Source organism: Brevibacillus sp. HB1.2, from assembly GCF_013332495.1.
Lineage (GTDB): Bacteria > Bacillota > Bacilli > Brevibacillales > Brevibacillaceae > Brevibacillus > Brevibacillus porteri.
Map to the genome: position 1 here is coordinate 446473 of NZ_JABMIU010000001.1, position 22469 is coordinate 468941.

Sequence of the window (22469 nt, forward strand, 5' to 3'; positions counted from 1 at the left end):
TGATAAGGGACCATCAAGCGACTATGCCCCTGTCTCCTATCGAAAAGCTTGAGTGTAGCCGCATGATCCTTGTTAGCGCCCCTACAATGGATTGAAGGAATTTCCTTCTGATTGCAGGAAAAAACGTTGAAATGCCGGGTTTTCCATCGATTCTGATTTCAAAACGGAATGAAGAACCATATCTGCATAAATATCCGCGATTTGCTCGATCGAGTACGTCCCTGACTTTTGATACCACTTGTAAATCCAGTTCACCATGCCAAAGATAGCCATGGACACAATCGGCACAGGCAGCTCCGGGCGGAACTCACCCGATTCGATTCCGTCCGAAATGACGGTGAACATGATTTTTTTATAGCGATCCCGTTTTGTTTCAATATCCGTGTAGTACTCTGGTGCTAAAAACAGACTCTCCTGATAAAAGATCGTAACCTGCGAGCGGTACAGATCAATCATCATAACGAAGGATTTTACGATTGCTTGGAGTCGCTCAGTCGGGGTATCCCACTTCTCGTAAGCTTCCTCTGCTTTCTCCAACACATACGTAATAAATTGATCATGAATGATATAGAGGAGTTCATCTTTTGATTTGAAGTTGTGATAAAATCCTCCCTTCGACGTGCCGCTTTCTTTCACAATTTGATCCACAGTCACTTTGTGGTAGCCATTTGCTTCAAACAAGCGCATGGATGTTTCAATAATACGTTCTCTGATTGATTTTTCGGCCATTATCTTCACCCGTGACCATTATAGCATAACTACATAGCAAAAACGCCGATTCTCTTCGGTGAGAGATCGGCGTTTCTTCCTTAATTCGTTGGTGTGGAAACAGGCACGGCACCTGAATATTCTTCGAGCGTAATCCCTTTTTCTCCAATTTCTTGCGCAATCTCGGCACCTACATAGCGCAAATGCCACGGCTCATAAATATAGCCAGTAATCGCGTCTTTTCCCTCTGGGTAGCGAATGATAAATCCAAACTTCTCGACGTTTTCATCCAGCCACTTCGCTTCTTTTGTTCCACCAAAGCAGCTCGTTGCTGCGCATTTGCCATCCTTACCGGAGACGTCAATCGCGAGTCCCGTCTCATGCTCACTCGTCCCTGGAACGGCACTGTAGGTCCGTGCCTTCTCTACGCCGTCTTTTTTTACATAGCGATTAAACAGCGTTTTCTGGTAGGCGTGGGAGCGATAGGCAGATACGCCAGCCAACTGGACGCCGTCAGCCTGGGCTGCCGCAAATAACTGTTCAAGCGCACCAGCTGCTTCTTTGCGCATTTTTCGTTTCTCGCTCTTTTCCGGGAGCAGGTAAGGAACGTTCGGAAACACTAAATCATTTGGCTGATAGTTCTCTGGAAGCTTGCGTTGTTTGTTCACCAGTACAGCAACACTCTCAGGCTCACCTACGACCTCGATGTCCGGGAACGACAGCTCAGGTGGCTGACCCGCTGGTGGCTTTTCTGCCGGCTTCGTTTCCGTAGGCTTCGCTTTCTGGGGTTGCTCCGGTTGTTCTTGCTTTGGTGTTTCAGCCGGTGAAGGCGTGGTCTCTTCTTTTGGCTTCACTTCTTCTTTCTTTGGAGGAGTTGGCGTCTCCACGGATGGTGGTGTCTGTGGTTCTTGTGGAGCAGCTGTACTGTTACATCCAGACAACACAAATGTCATTGCCGTTACGAGTACGAGCGGATGCAAAAGTCGGTGTCGAAAACTTCTCATTGTAACGTTCCTTTCGTTTTGGAGCTGATCCAATTATGTAGGTAATAAAAGTACGTACTTATTATGACATAATTGACCGGCGTTTCGTTACATGTTTTATCGAGAAATCACGACCTGATCGATATTCAGGTAACCCGCTGGACTGATGGAGAAGCCCTGAATATGGTTGCTAATCACAGCTAAATTCTCCAGATTGCGAATCGGCACGACCAAAGCATCTTGCAGCTCCACTTCTTGTGCTTTTGCGTAGATGGCGAGTCTTTTGGCAGGATCTGTTTCGATACGACCAGCCTCGATGAGACGATCCAGCTCGGGATTGCTGTATTGAAAACTGTTGCCAGCCCCGCCACCCGATGTATGAAATAAATTGTACTGATTGTAGTCGGCATCCCCGGTTGCATTTGCCCAGCCACTGACAAAAATCTCATGATCCTTCGTTTTCTCAATGGTTCGGACAAACTCATCGTAGCTGACGACTTTTAGCTCCGCGTCGATACCGATCCCTTTTACTTGCGACCGTATCACTTGGGCAACCAAGATTCGGTCCCGTCTGTTGTAGGTAATCATTTGAATAGGAAAACCATCTGGATAGCCCGCCTCTGCGAGCAAACGACGCGCTTGGTTGATGTCGTACGGGTAGCTTTTCACAGTCGGACTGTAGCCAAACACATGCGGTCCAATCGGTGAGTTCGCCTTGGTTCCCACATTGTTATACACCCCTTTAATGATCGCTCCCGTCTCGATCGCCATACTGATGGCTTTCCTCACACGGATATCATTCAGTGGTGGACGTGAAACATTAAACCCCATAAACTCCGTCCCGAGCGCATCACTGCGGTACACCCGCATCTGGTTGGACGCTTGAATCCGATCCAGCTCCATGACAGGGATGGACTCTGCAATATGTGCTTCTCCATTCTCGACCATCGCAATGCGAGCCGCATCATCCGGAACAACCTTGAAGAAGACTTGATCAAGCGTAGCAGCCTCGCCCCAATAGGACTGGTTTTTGCTCAACGTAATTTGACTGCCAGGCTCCCATGATTGGAACTGATAAGGGCCAGTACCAACCGGGTGATGCGATAACTCCCGTCCGTATTTATCGATCGCAGTAGGGCTGATGATGCTCCCCTCATGACTGGCCAAAATAGAAAGCAAAGGCGCAAATGGCTTATGAAGGATGAATTGCACTCTGTACGGATCGATGACCCTTACCTGCTTTACTTTTTCGAACATGGCTGCCCGAGGAGAAGCCACCGCTGGATCTAATACACGATCAAATGTTTTCTTGACCGCCTGTGCATGAAAGGGAGTCCCATCGTGAAAAACAACACCTTGACGGAGAGTAAACTCCCAAGTAAGATCGTCGATTTGTTTCCATGACGTTGCCAGCTGTGGCTGAATGTTCATGTTCCGATCTCGTTTGACGAGCCCTTCATACACTTTTCCTTGGACGACACTCGCCTCATTAATCGTCAAAATAAAATGGGGATCGAGATTTGCGGCATCCGACATACGTGCAATGATTAACGTCCCACCCTCAACAACGTTTTGGGGTGTCGGTACGATTTGGTTGCTGTGAGGCGGCTCCTGACCGAAGGAACAGCCTGCTATAGCTATGATTGCTGCGAGTAACAGTCCAATTAGTCTGTGAAAGGATATCTGCGTGTACATTGGACCCTCCCTGCATGCTCTTATGTTTGCCTAGTTGTATGTTTAGCAAAAAGACCGCCTTCTCCCATGTTTCCCAGAGAGTAGCGGTCCACGCACTATTCTTTTTCAAATAATCGCTGAAACTCCCCGAAGCCTTCTTCCTCCAAACGATCCTTCGGAATGAAGCGCAAGGCGGCTGAATTGATGCAGTAGCGCAATCCATTTTCTCCAGGACCGTCCTCGAAAACGTGGCCGAGATGAGAATCTGCATCTTTGCTGCGAACCTCTGTACGAATCATATTATGTGTCAAATCCACATGCTCGGTTACGTTTTCCTCTTGCAATGGCTGGGTAAAGGATGGCCACCCGCAGCCGGAATCGAACTTGTCCAAAGAACTGAACAAAGGCTCGTTGGAGACGATATCTACGTAGATGCCCTCTTCCTTATGATCCCAGAATTCGTTCGTAAATGGACGTTCTGTCCCGTTATTTTGCGTCACCTCGTACTGGAGCGGGGTCAAGGTTTTTTTCAATTCTTCTTGCTTCGCACTGTCTCGCCAGGCTTCCTTGGTGAATTTCGCTCTGCCTGATGCCGCCCGATAGTATTGGTAGCGAACCGAATTTTTTTTATAGTAGTCCTGATGATATTCCTCCGCCGGATAGAACGGCTTGGCTGGCAAAATCAGCGTTGCAATGGGCTTTTGGAAACGACCGCTCGCATCCAGCTCTTGCTTGGATTTCAACGCAAGCCTTTCTTGCTCTTCATTATGATAGAAGATCGCTGGCGCATACGATTGACCTCGATCACCGAATTGACCACCAGCGTCAGTCGGGTCGATTTGTCTCCAAAACATTTGCAGCAATTCCTCGTATGTGATGAGCGACGGATCATATGTGATTTGGACCGCTTCATAGTGTCCCGTCGTATCAGAGCATACCTGTTCATAGGTTGGGTTTTCGACATGACCGCCTGTATAGCCGGAGACGACTTTTTCAATGCCTGGCATCTTGTCAAACGGACTGACCATGCACCAGAAGCACCCGCCTGCAAAGGTTGCGATTTCGAATGGATGTGTATCGCTGTTCACGCATTTCGCCTCCTGTAAATGTATGTACATTATCATTTACGATTGTACATGGTTTGCAAAAGCAAAGTCCACTCTGGAAGTGCTGCGAGAGGGTTCCAAATAGGAAAGGAGACCTTTTCACTTGAAAGGTCCCCTTTTCGCTATAGAATTGCCTGATTCTTCACTCGTATGTCGCTACTCTGACAGCGCTTTGGCAAATCCAGAGAGCATGACAACCATATGGGCAATTCCTTCCTCGAAGTCTTTCAAACGGATGGATTCGTTCGGTGCATGTACTTTGCAGCCAACCCAGCCTACTCCTGTACTAACAACCGGAAGCTTCAGCTGTTCACCGAAAATATACATCGGCCCCGTTCCTGCCGCGTTTGGAGAAAGCACTGGTTCATGTTCGTAAATGACGCGAGCCGAGTCCAGCACGTGAGCAACAAATGGATGGTGGAAATCGGAACGGTACGCTTTTTGTCCGTTAATCATGCTGATGGTAATATCCGTAAAACCATGCTTCTCCAAATGGTTCTCGATGCAATTCATGATGTGCTGTGGATCTTGTCCTGGGACAAGGCGGCAATCCAACTTGGCCTTCGCGCTTTTCGGCAGTACCGTTTTCGCACCCTCTCCTGTATAGCCGCTATCCAGACCACAAATGGTCATAGTTGGGTGGAAAACCATGGCTTCTCGTGGGTCCACGTTGTTTGCTGCGGTAATCAGTGGGCGTTTCAAACCGTATAGCGCTGCTGTCGCTTCTTCACTGAACGGCAATTCGGAAACGACTTTCTTTTCATCCGCTGTCGGTTCCTCGATCCCGTCAAAGAAGCCTTCGACCAAAATCTCGTTTTGTTGATTTTTCATCGTCGCCAATGCCTGGACCAAGCGCCATGCTGCATTGTCTACATACGCACCGACAGAGGAATGCATGTCGATCTCTGCCCCAACGCATGTCAGCTCAAGGTACGCCATTCCTTTGATCCCTGCAACCATGCTGATTCGCTCATTTTCGTCCTTTCCACCGAATTCCCAAATGCAGGCATCCGCCTGGAAAAGATCCTTGTACTCTCGAAGATATGGCTCCAGATTCGGGCTGCCGATCTCTTCTTCTCCTTCGATCAGGAACTTGATGTTGCAAGGCAAACCGCCCGCTTGCTGCTGCAAAATATGAATCGCCGTCAGACGCGCAACGAGGTCACCTTTATTGTCAGCAGCCCCACGGGCATACAGCTTTCCATCAATGATCGTAGGGTCAAACGGCTCCGTGTTCCACTCATGAAACGGCTCAGGTGGTTGAACATCGTAGTGATCGTAAAACAGGATCGTTTTACTGGCGTCTCCTTCACTGCCTGCTGCAAAAGACGCATACACGACTGGATTGCCGCCAAGATTGTCGAGTACCTTTGTCTCTCCGCCAACCTCATGAATCATCTTGACCACGTATTCAACCGTCTCTGGGATGGCCTTATGCTGTGCGGATACGGTAGGAAAACGCAAATAATGCTTCAGCTTCTCGATTGCCTGTGGCAAATTTTCTTGCACGCTACCTATGACTTGTTCTTTGTTCACGAAAGGGCACCTCCAATTGGCAGTTATCTGCTTATTCTACTTTCACTTTTTGGTGTGCGATCAAATAGGTATCAAACCAATCCGTCGTATATTGCAGTCTCAACACACGTTGCAGAGGATCACCACTGCGGGATAGTTCATGACTGGCACCCGGGAAACGGACAAATGACACCGGGGCCTTGCCTTGATGCTTCAACGTTACATAAAGCTGCTCGGCCTGTTCGATTGGGCAACGGTAGTCATGTTCCCCATGCATGATCAGCAGTGGCGTCTCGATGTTCTCTACCAAGCGAATCGGTGAATGCTGCCACATTTTTTCCGGATTCGTGAATGGATTTGCCTGAATCTCTTCGGCAGTGAAGTAATAACCGATATCACTGACACCGTAAAAGCTTACCCAGTTGCAAATACTCCGATCTGTTACACCCGCTTTGAATCGATTGGTTTTACCGACGATCCAGTTCGTCATGAAGCCACCATAGCTGCCACCTGCGACACCCAAGCGGTCCTCATCGACAAAATCGAAATGATCGCATGCATATTGCACGGCCGTCATCAAATCGCGATAATCGTTCCCTCCATAGTCTCCGCAGCACGCCTGAACAAAACGCTCTCCGTAGCCAAAGCTCCCTCTCGGATTTGTATAGAGTACGGCGTAGCCTTTTGCAGCGAGCAGCTGGAACTCATGGAAAAACGTATTTCCGTACATAGAGTGAGGCCCGCCATGAATTTGCAGAACCATCGGATATTTTTTTCCTTCTTCAAAACCGACAGGCTTAAGCATCCAACCGTGCAGCTTCCAGCCATCCATCGCGACAAACTCCATTTCTTCAGGAACAGGGAACTCAATGCCCGCAAATAGTTCTTCGTTCAGTGCTGTCAAACGTTTTTCTTCGCCGTCTTTCAGACTTACTTGATACAAGTCTCCGGGCGTAAACGGATCACTGATGGCAGCAACCACCGCTTGTTCGTTTTCATGCAGCGAAAAGCCGTAAATATTCCGGTTGCCCGTTACAACACTCGTGACTTGTCCGTCCAGCGTTACGTGATAAATGCCAGAATTTCCTCGTTCGCTGGCGATGAAATACATGCCTCCTCCGTCCGCTGTCCATACAGCCCCTGGATTCGGGTGACCTGGCGAGCGCATGTCTCCGATGGTGGAATCGCCAACCTGAACGTCCCAATCCGCTGTGATGCAAGTATAGTCGCCCTTTTCCAAATCATATACCCAGATGCGCTTCTGTGCTGCGTACAAATGCGTGTCCAATTCACTTCCGATATACGCTAGCTTGTTCCCGTCATGTGACCAGGTTGGATAGGCAAAAATCCCTTTGCTGTTGGTCAGCTTTTTCCATTCTCCCCCTTCAGAAGGGATGAGAAAAACGTCAACACTATGCTGAAAATCAGGGTCTTCTGCTCGGTTCGCCGTAATGGCGAGCCATTTTCCGTCCGGCGACCAGGAGCCAAACGTATGATTGTACGGGCCATCGCTGAGTGGAGTAACCTCGCCTGTTTCTACTTGAACAATGGCCAGCTGCTTGTTTTTCTCGTAAATGAACCCGAGATCATCGGATTTGTACTTCATTCTTCCGACATGAATGGCTTTGGCCTTTTCTTTTTCCTCGGTACCCTCGAGGTCTGCGAATGTTTCACCCTCATCCAGGATCGACGAGAAGACAATGTATTTGCCGTCAGGTGACCAAGTCGGATTGCTGACGCCGTTTTTGCAACGCGTGAGCTGCCTTGCTTCTCCTCCCTTTGCATCGATCAGCCAAATCTGTGGTTTTCCAGATCGATTCGAAACAAAGCTAATCTTTGAACCATCCGGCGACCAGCGTGGGAAGGTATCGCGGGAGCCAGACGTCAGGGGCTGTGGATCATCTGCATCCAATTTGCGTAAAACCAAGTGATTTTGGTAAGCGGGGGACTCATCGATGAGATTTTCCACATAGGCAAGCGTTTTTCCGTCTGGTGATAGCTGTGGATCGCTCGCGTACCGCATTTGATACAAATCTTCAGCCGTTATGCCTCTTTTTACTTGCGTCATCCTAATCACTCCTCGATTTTATTGGTGGATGCCAGTTGCTCCAAAAAGAACTGGGAAATTTTTTGATTCAACGTGATGTGATTGTCCAGCTTTTCGGTAAAGTGGCCTTCATCCTCAAAAATGTGCAAATCGACTTCTTGTCCCCTGCCTCTCATGTCTGCTACGAGCTGCTCTGCTTCGCTGACAGGAACACGCGTATCATTGCGCCCGTGGAATACGAGAAGCGGAGCCGAGATCTTATGGGAATGATTCAAAGGAGCAATTTCTTCAAAAAAGTCATCGTCTTCGCCGAGGAACCCGTACTCCACCTCACGCAATCTCCGTCTCCATGCCCCGGTGTTCTCCAGAAAGGTTTTGAAGTGGGAAATCCCCACAATATCAACACCTGCGGCCCACAGGTCAGGGTAATGCGTGAGTGCCGCCAGTGTCATGAAGCCTCCGTAACTGCGACCCATGATGCCGATCGCCTTCGGGTCAACGCTTGGGCGATTGCCTAAATCTTTGACCAGCCAAGCCAAATCGGCTACAGAATCCATCCGCTTGCGGCGATCATCGAGCTGGACATATTCCCGACCGTAACCCATGCTGCCGCGAACATTCGGTGCTACCACCGTAAAGCCTTCGTTCGCCAAAAACTGAAAAACGGGATGATACTCCGGTCGAATTTGGCTCTCTGGCCCGCCATGGACGTAGACGACGACTGGTTTTATCTCTGCATCATTAGCTGTATCTTTGGCATAGAGGAAATACGGTACTTCCAAGCCATCAAAAGAGGGAAAGCTGCACAATTTGGGCTCGATGAGTTTATCTTCCAGCGCATCGGATTGACCAATGTTCGTCACACGTCTGCTGGTTTGCTCCGAAATGGTATACGTCCAGATGTCGCCTGGAAGTGTAGGACTTTTCAGTGTATAGGCGAGCTGATCATCACTCACCCACGCCAAGGAAGAGATCACTCCATGTGGTGCTTCCTCCACCCGCTCCCAGCGTTGCTCTGTCAAAGAATAGAGAGCAAGAACGGAGTAGCCTCCTTCATTGATCGTGAAGGCAAGTCGCTTCTCATCTGGAGATAATTTTACCTCCTCAATGTCCCATTTCGCATCGTGCACCAGTTTGTTCAGCTCTCCTGTATGCAGTGAAAAGCGGCACAACGCTTTTGTGTTTTCATCGCGGTCGGTTACGAGATATCCCGTTTGGCCGTCTTTTGACAGTACCAAGGAATGATAGCGCGCATGTTTGCTGCAAATGGCGAGCTTTTGTGCTTCCTTCGTTTGCAGATTCAACACATACAGACAATTGTCAATGTTGGTCTCCTGTACGCTGAAAATGAGTCCTGTCCCGTCTGGCAGCCAGCCGATTGGATCTGTGCGCCCATCAGAGCGGAAGACTTCCTCATGCGCACCACTCTCGACATCCTGTACAAAAATATCGAAGCTGCGCGGATTGCGACGATTGCTGGACCACGCGATCTTTTGCCCACACGGAGACCAGCCTCCTAAATAGTGAAAATAATCGGGAGCGTCTGTCAGCGGCTTCACGACTGCACCATTTTCCGTTAGCAAAAAGAACTGTTGCCGCTCGTCTCCCTTGTTGTCCATCCCCACAATCGTTTTCGTTCCGCACGGGGAATGGTCAACAGCTACCACACGATCAGGCAAAAAGGTCACTTGCTCCGAGCGGTTGGAATCTTCATTCCAGCGCCACAACTGCGCGATACCTGTCTGTTTCGTTAAAAAGGTAATCTCTCTACGCTGCGGTACCACCTTCAATTGATACGCGGATTTCACTTGCAGATAGTCCAAAATCAAGAGAAATCATCCTTTCCTCTTTTGCTAGATGTATATTGGAGTATGTAAAGAGAAAAAAGAGGAGAAGCTCCTCTTTTTTTCTATTTTTTGGTTGCCCAGCGAGCGCTCGGGAACGCGTTGACTGGGAAAGTGAGACCTTCTACATTCGGTTTCACCAAATAGTTTTGCTGGTAGTGGTAGACTGGTATGAACGGCATGTCATCCATCAAAATGGCTTCTGCCTGATGAAGCAGTTCCATACGCTTGTTCGGATCTTGCTCAACTTTTGCCGCCATATTCAACTGATCATACTCTTTGTTTACCCAACCAGTACGGTTGTTCGGACTTTCACCCAAATAGTAGTCCAGGTTAAATGCAGGGTCGTTGATTTGACCTACCCAGCCCATACGGCCCATTTGGTAGTTCTTTTGTTTCGTTGTATCCAGGTACACTTTCCACTCTTGGTTTGTCATTTTCACTTCTACGCCCAAGTTTTTCTTGAGCATTTCTTGGATCGCTTGCGCTATTTTCTTGTGGCTTTCATCGGTGTTGTACATCAGCGTAACGTCTGGCAGTGTGGACCAGCCTTCTTCTTGCATACCTTCAGCCAGCAACTTCTTCGCTGCTTCGTAATCTTCTTTGAAGTAATCTCCGCCTTCTTCGCGGAAGTCTTTTCCGTTTGGTTGCATCGCACCACGCGGAACCATAGAGTAAGCTGGTGTCTCTCCACCTTGGCTCACCATTTCGGACAGGGCTTTACGATCAAGCGACATGGCGAAAGCTTTGCGGACCTTTTTATTCGTAAACGGTTCTTTCGTTACGTTAAACATGTACATGTACGTACCATAGTAAGGAACGGATTTGAAATCTGGGCTCGCTTTTTCTTGCGCGAGGATGTCAGACGGCATCTCTTTGTTGAAGTCGAGCTCACCACTCTTGTACATCTGATAAGCAGTCGTGGCGTCATTCACCATTTTCCAGGTGATCTTATCCATTTTTACGTCAGCCTTGTTCCAATAATGCTCGTTCTTTTCTACCACGAGCTCGGAGTCATGCTTCCACGAAACAAGCTTGTAAGCACCGTTGGAGATGTAGGTATCCGCATTTGCTGCCCATTTTGGATTGGCTTCCGCCTGCTTCTTGTTGATCGGGTGCCAGTAACGGGTAGCCAGCATTTTGTCAAAGTATGAAGTAGGTGCAACCAGCTCGATTTCGAGCGTTTTTGCATCCACAGCCTTGATCCCTACATCTTCTGCTTTTCCTGTGCCCTTGTTGTATGCCTCTGCTCCTTTAATGTAATAGAGGAGGTAAGCCGTAGTGGAAGCAGTTGCCGGATCAAGGTGTTTCATGTACGTAAAGGCATAATCCTCGGCTGTCACTGGCTCGCCGTTGGTCCATTTCACATCATCACGCAAAATGAATGTATACTTCAGCTTGTCATCCGACAGCTTCACTTCCTTGGCTTGTCCCAGGATCGGATTGCCGTCCTTATCCTTGGTGTACAAGCCTTCGCCCAAGTGATCCATGATCCAGAAGGACGTGGTATCCGTCGAGGTGAGCGGGTTCAAGTCTGGTGGCTCAGACTTGGCATTGAACACAACTTCTTGTTTGGCAGCAGCGCCTGGAGTAGTGGTACCTCCAGTCGATGCTGACTCGCCGCTACCGCCGCAACCAGCTAGAGCCGGAATGACGAGCGAGAGCGACAGGGCAAAGGCAGCTAATTTCTTCACGTTGTTTCCCCCTATATATTAAGATAGAAAATCGAACTACTGATAGAGATGACAAGCAACCCAATGGTTCGGTGCGGCTTCCTGCCATTGCGGAATCTGTGCCGCGCATTGCTCCATGGCCTTCGGGCATCTTGTTCGGAAAACACAACCGCTTGGCGCGTTGGCAGGACTCGGCAAATCGCCCTGCAAAATGATGCGCTCCCGCTTGATCGTCGGATCAGGAATCGGAATCGAGGACAACAATGCTTGTGTATATGGATGAAGTGGCTTTGCATACAGCTCGAAGCTGTTTGCCATTTCTACCATTTTGCCGAGGTACATTACTCCGATTCGAGTGGAAATGTGCTTCACCATGGACAGATCGTGGGCGATAAACAAGTAAGTCAGCCCCCTGTCCTGTTGCAAGTCTTCTAATAGATTCACGACCTGCGCTTGAATCGACACATCAAGCGCCGAAATCGGTTCATCCGCGATGATAAATTCCGGTTCAACCGCAAGTGCTCGGGCAATCCCGATCCGCTGTCTTTGGCCTCCGCTGAATTCATGAGGGAATCGGTTCGCATGTTCCTTAGACAAACCAACCAGCTCCAGCAATTCTTTGACCCGATCCGCTCTTGCACCACGGGACAAGCCGTGAATATCCAAGCCCTCCGCAATAATGTCCATGACAGTCATGCGCGGATTCAGACTTGCTTGCGGGTCTTGAAAAATCATTTGGACGTCACGGTGGAACTGCTCTGCATCTTTCCCTTTTAGACCGTGTGCATTTTTGCCTTTGAACAAAACTTCTCCATCTGTATTTTCATAGAGGCGAATCATCGTTCTGCCCAACGTCGACTTACCGCAACCGCTCTCGCCTACTAGTCCGAGCGTCTCGCCGCGATTAATGGTGAAGGTCACGCCGTCGACTGCCTTTAGCGTAATCCCATTGCCGATCGCAAAATGCTTTTTTAGATTTTTGACTTCAACCAACGCTTGGCTCATCTACGTCTGCCTCCCTGCTGCCACCAATTCTTCCAGCTTCGGTGCCCGTGGATCATGTAGCCAACATGCAGCTTGGTGACCCTCGGTGAATGTGGAAGCGTCCGGCATTTGCTGCTCGCATATTTCCATCGCAAACTGACAACGCGGAGCGAACGGACAACCTTTTGGCGGGTGGAATAAATCTGGCGGGGTTCCCTCAATCGGTACCAGTCGTTCCTTTTCCACGCCATCGATCCGCGGCAGAGAGCGCATCAAGCCCCATGTGTACGGATGCTTCGGATTTGCGAAAATATCCTCTACCTTGCCTGTTTCCACCACAATTCCTGCATACATAACCACGGCCCGGTGCGCGATTTCGGCTACGACACCCAAGTCATGTGTAATCATCACGATGGAGAGCTGCTGCTTTTCCTGTAATTCTCGGAGCAAGTCCAAGATTTGTGCTTGAATCGTTACATCCAATGCTGTCGTCGGTTCATCTGCAATGACGAGCTTTGGATTATTGGCGAGTGCAATCGCGATGACGACACGTTGCCGCATTCCCCCGGAAAACTCATGCGGGTATTGATCGACACGTTTTTCCGGATCGGGGATACCGACCAGTCGAAGCATCTCCATCGCTTTTTTACGCGCCTCTTCTTTGCTGACCTGATGGGTACGAACAAATCCCTCTACAATCTGAGCGCCGACCTTCATCGTCGGGTTCAGTGCTGTCATCGGGTCTTGGAAGACCATCCCGATCTCAGCTCCACGAACCGAAAGCAATTCCTTCTTGTTCATCCCCGTGATGACTTTTCCGTCAAAACGAATCTGACCATCCACGATTCTTCCCGGCGGGTTCGGGATCAAGCCCATGATCGCTTGGGCGGTTACACTCTTCCCACAGCCGCTCTCTCCTACTACCGCAAGCGTCTCGCCACGATCAACATGAAAGGTAACTCCCCGTACAGCCTGTACCTCTCCACCGTACGTTTTGAAATGTACGCGGAGGTTTTCTACTTGTAGCAAATGATCCGCCATGTCTGATCCTCCTATCTTCGTGGCGAGGTTACTCGCGAATTCTTGGGTCCAATGCGTCCTGCAAGCCATCACCGAAGACATTGAAGGCAAACATCGTCAAAGAAATCATCAGGGCCGGGAAGAAAAGTCTCCACCAATCCCCTGTCAAAATGACGCCGAGTGCGTCGTTAGTCATCGTGCCCCAGCTAGCGATTGGTGCTTGCACACCCAACCCCAAAAAGCTGAGGAAAGATTCTGCAAATATCGCCGACGGAATGGTAAACGTCAAGTTCACGATGATGACTCCGATCGTGTTCGGAATCAGGTGGCGTAACAGAATGCGAGGGAATTTGGCACCCAGCACTTGCGCAGCCATGATGAACTCCTGGTTTTTCAATTGCAGGATTTGTCCCCGAACGAGACGAGCCATCCCTACCCAACCGGTTGCGGATAACGCGATGATGATGGTAACAATTCCAGGCTCCATGACAACCATCAGCATGATCACCACGAGCAGGTACGGCAGTCCGTACAAGACCTCGATCAATCGCATGATGATGGTATCGATTCGGTCTCCCTTTTTGCCTCGACCGGCCATGTATCCGGCAATACCACCGACAGTCACTCCGATGACCAAATCAATTAACGCTGCCGATATTCCGATAATCAGTGAAATCCGCGCTCCGTACCATGTTCGTGAAAACATGTCACGACCCAGCTCATCTGTTCCGAACCAATGCTCGCTCGAAATTTCCTGATTCGCATTCAAGAGACTCTGATCGGAATAGCTGTACGGAACGAGATGTGGTCCAATGATCGCCATGGCAATCAGCAAAACAATCAGGGTAAAACCCACCATTGCCAGCTTGTTTCTGACGAGCTTTCTCGTAACTTGTTGAAAATGAGTCAGGCTCGGTCGCATCTGGGCGATCTGTCCATCTGCTTTTTGAGCTCTAGGTCGAAACAACTCATTTACCGATTGATCTACCGCCATTGGCTACCTCCCCCTACTCGATAGTTTGATTCGTGGATCGATGAACATATAGGCCAGATCAATCAAGAAGATAATGAGCACCAAGATGGCACTGTAGAATACTGTCGTTCCCAGAATAACGGGATAATCTCGATTGAAAATGCCATCGACGAAGTACTTGCCGATCCCTGGTACCGCAAAAATCTTTTCGACGACGAACGTTCCAGTTAACAACCCCGCGATAAGCGGTCCCATAAACGTGACGATCGGCAAAATAGCGTTGCGAATTCCATGCTTGATCACTATCAGAAAAGTCGGAATTCCTTTCGCCTCAGCGGTCCGTATATAGTTCTGGTTCATCACGTCGATCATGCTGGTACGCATATAGCGTGTAATGATCGCTAATGGTCCAAAAGCAAGTGCGAGTGAAGGCAGAACCGAGTGTTTCCAGCTGGTAAGCGTCGCTACTGGGAATAACGGCAATTTGATTGCCAAGTAATTAATGAGCAATGGCGCCATGATGAAGCTGGGTACAGCAATTCCTAATACGGCCATGACCATTGCCGTATAATCAATCCAGGTATTTCGGTTTAATGCCGCAATTGTTCCGAATAAAAGTCCGAAAAAAAGCGCAACCGCTATCGCCTGCAAACCGATCAGTGCAGATGCTCCGAAGCCATCTTTGATCATATCATTGACACCGCGTGTCTCCGACTTAATAGAAGGTCCTAAATCGAGCATGACCAAACTTTTTAGATAAAGTAAATACTGCATCGGAAGCGGTTCATCCAGATTGTATTTCGCACGCAGATTCAACAAAATTTGCTCGGGCAACTGATCTGACTCTGACGCGAATGGATCACCAGGGATCATGTGCATCAGGCTAAAAGTCAACGTTACAATAATCCACAAGGTGAGTACCATCATCAGAATTCTTTTAAGTAAATAACGCGACATCTATACGACCCCCTAGTCCAGACTTGCAAAAAGATTAAGAAAATTCAATGCGCCCTCCTTTTGAACAACCTCTTTAACGGAAATTGACCTAAAACATTCCTTAATTCAACAATATAGTGCCGTAATTATTTAATGTCAATTCTGATTTTTTTATTTTTTGCATCGATTCATAAAGGAATTTGCCGAAAGTTGTCAAATATACAACCATTAATACGGAATTTTTCCCTAAAACATCCCTATTTACAGCTTCGTGGTCGCTACAGCTCGCTTGCCCATCCGATGGGTTATATTCTATATATATAAGAAAGACTGGCATACTAAAATGCCGAAAAAAGGATGGCTCTCCTTCCTAACGAACTGTTTATCCCGTAGTTTAACTTTTTTGGAGGACATTTTGATGATAAAAGTTGGCATAGTCGGTCCAAAAGATTCAGTAGATGCAATGGTAGCTGTGGGACGTGAGTTTTCCGATCACATCCTGCTCACCTCCTTTATTTATCAAGGAGTGGAACAAGTACCTACCTATGTAGCCGAAAATGATATGGAAACAGACATCTGGTTCTTCTCTGGAGTCGCCCCCTATTCGATGGCAAAAGCGCATATTGGCAAGAAAAAAGCCTTTTATCCACAAGTCAATTCAAGTGTCCTGACCAAAGTATTGCTCGAATTGGTATACCGTGATGGCTTTTCTTTAGATCGCGTGAGCTTCGATACCATTTCGGAAGCACATTTTCGTGAGACTTTAGAGGAATTGGGCCTGCACTGTGAGAATCCATACCTAATGCCATATAAAGAATTCAGACAGAGATCTGAATTGGTAGCCTATCACACCCGCCTTATTCAGGAACGCAAGGTAGACGCTTGTGTCACGGGAACGCTTTTCGTCACCGAGGAATTAAAACGACAAGGAATCAGGGTATACCGAATGGGCTTCACGCGCTTCATATTTCGAGAGATTTTCAAGCAAATTTTGCAGGAGGGCGAAACGCTCCATTTCAAGCGCTCCCAAATTGCTGTTCAATTGATTGAGGTAACCGACATGGAAAAGCTCGAAAATGAGCCTGCAAACGCCTACGAACTACGCCGCCTCGACCTGAAGCTACAGGAGCTAGTGCTGGATTACACGGAGTCGATATCAGGCAGCTTCGTCGCCGTTGGCAATTCCAAGTTCATCATTTTTTCCACCCGGGGTTCATTCGAAGAAAATCCAGAATTTCACCCCACGATCCTTTTGGAAAAAATCAAGCTGCTCACCAATTCGCATGCCAATATGGGAATCGGCTTTGGAGTCACAGCATTGTCTGCTGAGCGCAATGCACAGCTCGCTCTCGGCCATGCCAAAAACCATAGAGATGCCGCCATTCTTGTCGACCATGACGGTTCGATTGAAGGACCACTGCGTCAAACGAACAGCATCACCTACGAATATTGGACACAGGACAAGGAAATCAGCGAAAACCTGAAAAAAGCCGGTGTCAGTATTACGACGTTTAACAAAATCATTTCCGTCCAAAAAGCGTTGGGGCAAAAATATATCAGCGCCTCGATGATCGCAGAATGGATGGGCATGACCCCTCGCAATGCGCGAAGAATACTAAGTGATTTAGCAGAACACAACATCATCGAGCTCATTGGGGAAGAAACGCCAACGAATCGAGGGCGCCCACGGAAGATTTATCGTATACTCCCCTCCCCACAAACCACTTAATTGTTTCTCCATGAGAAAAGCGTAAGCTTGTGATTTCCAGAAAACTTCTTTTGTGGATCATTGCTTACGCTTTTTTCTTGCGCTGTTTCTGTAAACCATCCAAATATCATACGAATTGGGGGTCATACACATGCCGGTTCATCCACAGATTCAACAAATATTAGATGTCTTCAACCGCTCACGCAATGATGTTGATTTCAGCCAATTGACACCACAGATTATGCGAATGGCGACTGATCAAAATCGAGACTCAGGCGTAGAACCTGAACAGGTAAAAAAGGTAGAGAATCTTTCGCTTCCCTTAAAAGGCCGTTCTATTCCGATTCGCATCTACACACCAGAAGGTCATGCACCCTTCCCTGCACTTGTGTACTATCATGGAGGCGGATTCGTGATCGGTAATCTCGAAACGGTAGACTCGGTATGTCGCAACATCGCAAATAACGCAAAATGTGTGGTCATTTCTATCGATTATCGGCTCGCTCCTGAGCATCCTTTTCCTGAAGGATTGGAAGATGCCTATGATTCTCTCCTCTATATTTCAGAGCATGCCGATCAGTTTGGCATTGACCCATCGCGGATTGCCGTAGGCGGAGATAGTGCAGGAGCTAATTTTGCAGCAGTAGTGAGTCTCATGGCGAAAGAACGACAGGTCCCGTCTATCGTTTTTCAATTATTAATAAATCCAGCCGTAGGAATTGTGGACACCGATCTCTATCCATCCATGCAGGAAAATGCGAGTGGCTATTTGCTAGATGTGAAATTGTTGAATTGGTTCCTCGGTCACTATATACCTCCGACTGCCGATAGACAAAATCCATATCTTGATCCGATCAACGGAGCCGATTTCACTGGTCTGCCTCCTGCCATGGTGATTACAGCCGAATACGACCCTTTGCGAGATGGCGGAAAAGCGTATGCAGACAAGCTACGTGAAAGCGGTGTCGATGTCATCTATCGAAATGAACAAGGCATGATCCATTCCTTCACTGGATTCCATACGTTTATCAAGCAAGCTCAAGAATCGCTGGATGAGATGTCGGCACAATTGCGTAAAGCTTTCAAAATGTAGGCCATATTGGATAAAAAAAGCGTAAGCATTGATTCGGGCAATTCTCACTCCCGAATCGAAGCCTACGCTTTCCTTTTCATCTTTTACAAGCAGTATGCTCTATACCGTCTTCGATGGCTGAACAGATTGTTTCTTTTGAACACTCGCAACAATCACACCCACGACAATCAACAAGGAGCCTCCCACTTGAATCGACGTCACCTGGGAACCAAGCAGTAAAAACCCGACCAGCATCGCTACAAAGGGCTGCAAGTTAAGAAAAATAGCTGCTTTACCCGTCCCTACCACTTTTAATTGTTGATTCCAGACGATTCCACATATTCCTTGCATCAGAATCGCGGTCAAAATGAGCATCGCCCATGCCCACACTTCGTGGCTGATCTGCGCCCCTGGCTCGATCGTCAACAGCGCCGCTGGAGTCAAAAACAAAGTGCCAACTGTCGTCGAGTACACGGTGGCAATAAACGGCTGCATGGTTTGCGTCAGTTTGCGAATGATGATCATGGAAGACGAGAATGTGACCATGGCAATCACAATGAGTAAGACTCCTTTGGAAATGGAGAGTCCTGCCCCAATTCCGACTACGAAGAATGTTCCCAATAGAGCCAAGCCAGACCCAAGCTTCATACGCAAGGTAAACTGTTCCTTCAAAAACAATGAAGCCAGCACTGCAGTGACGATCGGCGCCAAGGAAAGAATCAGCGATGCCGTTGTCGCATCTGTCGTCAAGAGCCCATTGAAATACGCCGTTTGATTCGCCAGCGTTCCGATCAAGCCAAGCAAGACAAGAAGTCCTAGCTCACGAGCAGTGATTTTTACGAATTTTTTGGTCAGCCACGCGTAAATGATCAAAAACATAGACGTGAAAAGCAAGCGTACATCTGCCAAAAACAGCGGCGGAAACTCTTTGACCAACATGCTTCCGAACACAAAATTACTGCCCCACAGCGTCACACAAAAAAGCAATAGCAAGTACGACCGAATCATGATTGTTCCTTCTTTCACCCGATGCATTATTCTTCCGTTAGCTATCGTACAGGAGAGTGCGCAAAAAGTCCATGAGCTGATATGCTATCGTTTGATGGAAATTATGTTTGGTTGTACACACTGTCACATAAAAAAGACCAGCGAACGACTTGGTTCACTGGTCTTCCCTTGCTTTGTTTCAGTCAGCAATTGTTCTGGTATTATTGTACCATTTCTTCCATAGGGGTTTCCTCAGTTGCCTCCAGTGCCCCTTCCATCTGCCCTGCCTCTTCTACTGCCGTCTCTGCCGCTTTCTCTTCCTCTTTCACTTCCGGCTTCTTCTCTGGCTCCGTCGGCGCGATTGCACTCGCCACGAGTGCCGCGTATTTTTGCGAGCCTTCCTTATTCGGGTGAACACCGTCTTTGTAAAAGTAAGAGCTTTGCCCTTCACTTGCCGTATACCAATCCACAAGAACGACATGCGGATGGGCTGTAGCAGTTTCCGCCAGCATCTTATTCACAACACTTTCCCACGGTTTAGGTACGCGGGAATTGACGAGAATGATTTGCTCTACGCCATCCAGCGATTGCAGTAGCTTATCGAGTTGCCCTTTACTAAATGCGCCGTTCGAGCCTAATTCAATCACAACACGATTTCCCAATTGTCCTTTTGCTTTAAGCTGCGCAATCACGTCAGGAGCTTGCGACATTTGCCTTCCGATTTTGGCATCCACAACGATCCCTGGCATTAGTTTCTCCAGATATGGAGCCACATCAAGCATGACTGAGTCACCAATAACCGTGATTCCTTTTCCGGAGCCTATCGCTTTGATCGGTTCCTGTTTTTGATCAGGCTGTTTGGAAGCATTCGAATCTTTCTGCTTCTCCACAGGCTTCTGCTTTTGTGCGTTGTTATTTGGTTTCTGCTCGTTTTTCGGCTTTGTTGGTGGAGTAGCTGGTTTTTGAGCCGTTTCCGGTTTCTTTTCTACGATTGGCACCTCAGGACCATGTGGCTTGTCGGGGACCTTCGTCTCGGTGACCGTCTGCGTTGGCTGCGTCACATTTCCAGCGGTCGCATCTGACGTGAGCGAAGCGATCCCATAATACGTGACACATAGAGCGATCGCGCAACCAGTAGCCAATACACGGTTTAACCGTTTTGTTTTCTGCCCAGCCTTATTGGAACGATGCCAGATTCTGCCTAATGCACCGTAACGAATAGGCTCTTCTAGATATTTAAATGACAACGATGCCAGCAAAATGCTTGCGAGGAGCTGTAAAACCGCTCCAGGTACCGCCATCCACTCCCTGTCCGCTAAAAACGGATTCGTCCAAACGATAACAGGGTAGTGCCACAAATAAATCCCGTAAGATCGAACGCCGATCCAACGCAATGGCTTGCAGCCCATCCATTTCGCCAAGCTGCTGGCCGGATGTGCGAGTACTGCGACCAGCACAGCACTGACAACAGACAGGAGGACGAGCCCGCCCTCGTACAAATAATCATCATACTGATTCGTGTTCCAAATGCTGTACAAAAGAATTCCTAAGCTCAAGAGACCGCTCAGATCAAGCGTCAATCGCGCTTTTTGGGAAATGTTCGTCGTAAGCAAGCGACTCGGCCACATCATGGCGAGTGCGGCACCGATCAGCAACCCGAATACCCGTGTGTCCGTTCCGTAATAAACACGACTCGGATCAAGACCTGGCTCATACATGACGGCCATGGAGATGGCGGATAGTGCAGCCAGAACCAAAGTAATGATCATAATTGGCCCCCTGCGCTTCAGAAAGCGGAGTCCCAGAGCGAGTACCAGCGGCCAAATGACATAAAACTGTTCTTCTACTGCCAATGACCACAGATGGCCTAATGGTGAAGGCGGACCGAATTTTTCAAAATAAGATACGTCATGAAAGACCAGCCACCAGTTACTCACGTAAAGAACAGCTGCTCCAACATCTCCGCGGATGGTGTCCAACTGCTCTGGCGAAAAGATAGCTACTCCTGCCATCACCACAAACAGCATGAGGAAAAGCGCTGGGAGCAGTCTTCTAGCACGGCGCAACCAAAAGTCTTTCATGTCGAGTCTGCCATTTCGATTCCATTCTGCAATTAATAAGTCTGTAATTAAATATCCCGATAAAACGAAGAAAATACCGACACCCAACAATCCCCCGGGTGCCCAGTCGTAATTCAAGTGATAAATAATGACTGCGAGTACCGCCAGCGCACGAAGCCCGTCGATCCCAGCCATGTATCGGCTGCTTACAGCTTTGATCGGTTCAGGCATGCTGGTGGCCTCCTATCGTTGCATGTTGGCGAGTGATTAATTCGTTCTGATTATTAATTCTTTTCGTACCCATCGTCCTTTTCGTATTTTTATGGTGATTCTTCGTGCTCGCCATGCAAAACATCTGCATTCTCCCCTTTTACTTCCGTTCTGTTTTCTTCATTTGTTGTTGGGGGCAGTCATTACACATCGGGAATTGCGTGCTCTATGAATGCAAAAACCCCTGTTTCTGGAATCGTGAGAAAACGGGGTTTGGTCTCGTTCATTATCTTTATGGAAAATGAATTCTTCCCATCATCGTTGCCCGTATTCAGGATGTGATGAACTACTCACTATCTCGTTGTTTTCTGTTCACTTACTCCCTTATATATGCATCACACCTTCCTTATTGTGGATGGTTTCACAAGGAAATTACCCGGTCCTTGTCTTACGTTAGACGCTTGCTGAATAGTTGTTTGTAACCGTATTATATGACGGTTTCGGGGGATAACTCGTTACAAACTGTTTACATTCTGACCATGTTTTTTCCCGGTAGAAACGCGGAACAAAAAAGAAGCTGCTGGTATACTTTCCCCCATCAGCTTCACGATTGTAGATCATCGCAGACCACCACTGTCAGATGCAAAATGCAACGTGTTTACTTGTCACAAAAGATTTACTGATCAACAGCCTGCATCAGTTCGTAATTTTTTGCGAGTTGTATTGACATTCCTGATTGTCATTTGTTGATAAACCTTTGAGCCAATAAGTTTCTGCTTGATGTACTGCCAAATCCAAAAGCTTGTATGTATCGTCTCTTCCAATTTGTGAGGAATGGTTGCTTTGGAATCGGTATCCCCCGAAGGAAAGCGACATCAACCCGATTATTCCCCTATCACTTCCATTTTCGCCAATCGAAACGGGAAACACAAGACAAAAATAAAATCCCCATCGATTACCAGCTCCGAC

Annotated in this window: 16 protein-coding genes; 2 read left to right on the forward strand and 14 right to left on the reverse strand. The window is 48.1% G+C overall.

What is annotated here, in order from left to right:
- Positions 1-81: 81 nt before the first annotated feature.
- The 12 genes from HPY28_RS01885 to HPY28_RS01940 form a co-directional block, all read right to left on the reverse strand.
- The gene (locus HPY28_RS01885) at positions 82-729 is read right to left on the reverse strand and encodes a TetR/AcrR family transcriptional regulator (protein WP_026043063.1); all 648 of its coding nucleotides are present in this window, start codon (positions 727-729) and stop codon (positions 82-84) included.
- An 80-nt stretch (positions 730-809) separates the two neighbouring features.
- Complete coding sequence (locus HPY28_RS01890) at positions 810-1712, reverse strand: M15 family metallopeptidase (protein WP_069845181.1); 903 nt, start codon at positions 1710-1712, stop codon at positions 810-812.
- A 96-nt stretch (positions 1713-1808) separates the two neighbouring features.
- Entirely contained in the window at positions 1809-3386 is a 1578-nt protein-coding gene (locus HPY28_RS01895) for a glutathione ABC transporter substrate-binding protein (protein ID WP_174229984.1), read from the reverse strand.
- A 95-nt stretch (positions 3387-3481) separates the two neighbouring features.
- Positions 3482-4453 (reverse strand): peptide-methionine (R)-S-oxide reductase MsrB, encoded by a 972-nt coding sequence (gene msrB / locus HPY28_RS01900; protein ID WP_174229985.1) that lies wholly within the window; start codon positions 4451-4453, stop codon positions 3482-3484.
- Between the two features lie 174 nt (positions 4454-4627).
- Positions 4628-6007, reverse strand: coding sequence for a M20/M25/M40 family metallo-hydrolase (locus HPY28_RS01905; protein ID WP_174229986.1), 1380 nt, complete (start codon positions 6005-6007; stop codon positions 4628-4630).
- A 31-nt stretch (positions 6008-6038) separates the two neighbouring features.
- A complete protein-coding gene (locus HPY28_RS01910; RefSeq protein WP_174229987.1) occupies positions 6039-8054 on the reverse strand; it encodes a S9 family peptidase in 2016 nt (671 codons plus the stop codon).
- 5 nt (positions 8055-8059) lie between these two features.
- Positions 8060-9862, reverse strand: coding sequence for a S9 family peptidase (locus HPY28_RS01915; protein ID WP_174229988.1), 1803 nt, complete (start codon positions 9860-9862; stop codon positions 8060-8062).
- 80 nt (positions 9863-9942) lie between these two features.
- Complete coding sequence (locus tag HPY28_RS01920; protein ID WP_017248302.1) at positions 9943-11571, reverse strand: peptide ABC transporter substrate-binding protein; 1629 nt, start codon at positions 11569-11571, stop codon at positions 9943-9945.
- Between the two features lie 36 nt (positions 11572-11607).
- Entirely contained in the window at positions 11608-12555 is a 948-nt protein-coding gene (locus HPY28_RS01925) for an ABC transporter ATP-binding protein (protein ID WP_174229989.1), read from the reverse strand.
- Entirely contained in the window at positions 12556-13575 is a 1020-nt protein-coding gene (locus tag HPY28_RS01930; protein WP_026043061.1) for an ABC transporter ATP-binding protein, read from the reverse strand.
- Positions 13576-13603: 28 nt separating this feature from the next.
- Positions 13604-14548, reverse strand: a complete 945-nt coding sequence (locus HPY28_RS01935; protein ID WP_174229990.1) for an ABC transporter permease — start codon at positions 14546-14548, stop codon at positions 13604-13606.
- Positions 14549-14551: 3 nt separating this feature from the next.
- The gene (locus tag HPY28_RS01940) at positions 14552-15484 is read right to left on the reverse strand and encodes an ABC transporter permease (protein ID WP_017248300.1); all 933 of its coding nucleotides are present in this window, start codon (positions 15482-15484) and stop codon (positions 14552-14554) included.
- Positions 15485-15881: 397 nt separating this feature from the next.
- On the opposite strand from HPY28_RS01940, the gene HPY28_RS01945 reads away from it, so the two are divergent.
- Positions 15882-17192, forward strand: coding sequence for a helix-turn-helix domain-containing protein (locus tag HPY28_RS01945; RefSeq protein WP_017248298.1), 1311 nt, complete (start codon positions 15882-15884; stop codon positions 17190-17192).
- 130 nt (positions 17193-17322) lie between these two features.
- On the forward strand, positions 17323-18264 hold the full coding sequence (locus HPY28_RS01950) for an alpha/beta hydrolase (RefSeq protein WP_173621693.1): 942 nt from the start codon (positions 17323-17325) through the stop codon (positions 18262-18264).
- A 99-nt stretch (positions 18265-18363) separates the two neighbouring features.
- Here HPY28_RS01950 and HPY28_RS01955 read toward each other — a convergent pair whose 3' ends face one another.
- Positions 18364-19251 (reverse strand): DMT family transporter, encoded by an 888-nt coding sequence (locus tag HPY28_RS01955; RefSeq protein ID WP_173621692.1) that lies wholly within the window; start codon positions 19249-19251, stop codon positions 18364-18366.
- Positions 19252-19451: 200 nt separating this feature from the next.
- Positions 19452-21521, reverse strand: coding sequence for an acyltransferase family protein (locus HPY28_RS01960; RefSeq protein ID WP_174229991.1), 2070 nt, complete (start codon positions 21519-21521; stop codon positions 19452-19454).
- Positions 21522-22469 lie beyond the last annotated feature (948 nt).

Coding starts and splice junctions, on each gene's coding strand:
- HPY28_RS01890 (WP_069845181.1), bottom strand. CDS start 1,712: ATGAGAAGTTTTCGACACCGACTTTTGCATCCGCTCGTACTCGTAACG.
- HPY28_RS01950 (WP_173621693.1), top strand. CDS start 17,323: ATGCCGGTTCATCCACAGATTCAACAAATATTAGATGTCTTCAACCGC.
- HPY28_RS01885 (WP_026043063.1), bottom strand. CDS start 729: ATGGCCGAAAAATCAATCAGAGAACGTATTATTGAAACATCCATGCGC.
- HPY28_RS01930 (WP_026043061.1), bottom strand. CDS start 13,575: ATGGCGGATCATTTGCTACAAGTAGAAAACCTCCGCGTACATTTCAAA.
- HPY28_RS01895 (WP_174229984.1), bottom strand. CDS start 3,386: ATGTACACGCAGATATCCTTTCACAGACTAATTGGACTGTTACTCGCA.
- HPY28_RS01955 (WP_173621692.1), bottom strand. CDS start 19,251: ATGATTCGGTCGTACTTGCTATTGCTTTTTTGTGTGACGCTGTGGGGC.
- HPY28_RS01935 (WP_174229990.1), bottom strand. CDS start 14,548: ATGGCGGTAGATCAATCGGTAAATGAGTTGTTTCGACCTAGAGCTCAA.
- HPY28_RS01960 (WP_174229991.1), bottom strand. CDS start 21,521: ATGCCTGAACCGATCAAAGCTGTAAGCAGCCGATACATGGCTGGGATC.
- HPY28_RS01945 (WP_017248298.1), top strand. CDS start 15,882: ATGATAAAAGTTGGCATAGTCGGTCCAAAAGATTCAGTAGATGCAATG.
- HPY28_RS01940 (WP_017248300.1), bottom strand. CDS start 15,484: ATGTCGCGTTATTTACTTAAAAGAATTCTGATGATGGTACTCACCTTG.
- HPY28_RS01910 (WP_174229987.1), bottom strand. CDS start 8,054: ATGACGCAAGTAAAAAGAGGCATAACGGCTGAAGATTTGTATCAAATG.
- HPY28_RS01925 (WP_174229989.1), bottom strand. CDS start 12,555: ATGAGCCAAGCGTTGGTTGAAGTCAAAAATCTAAAAAAGCATTTTGCG.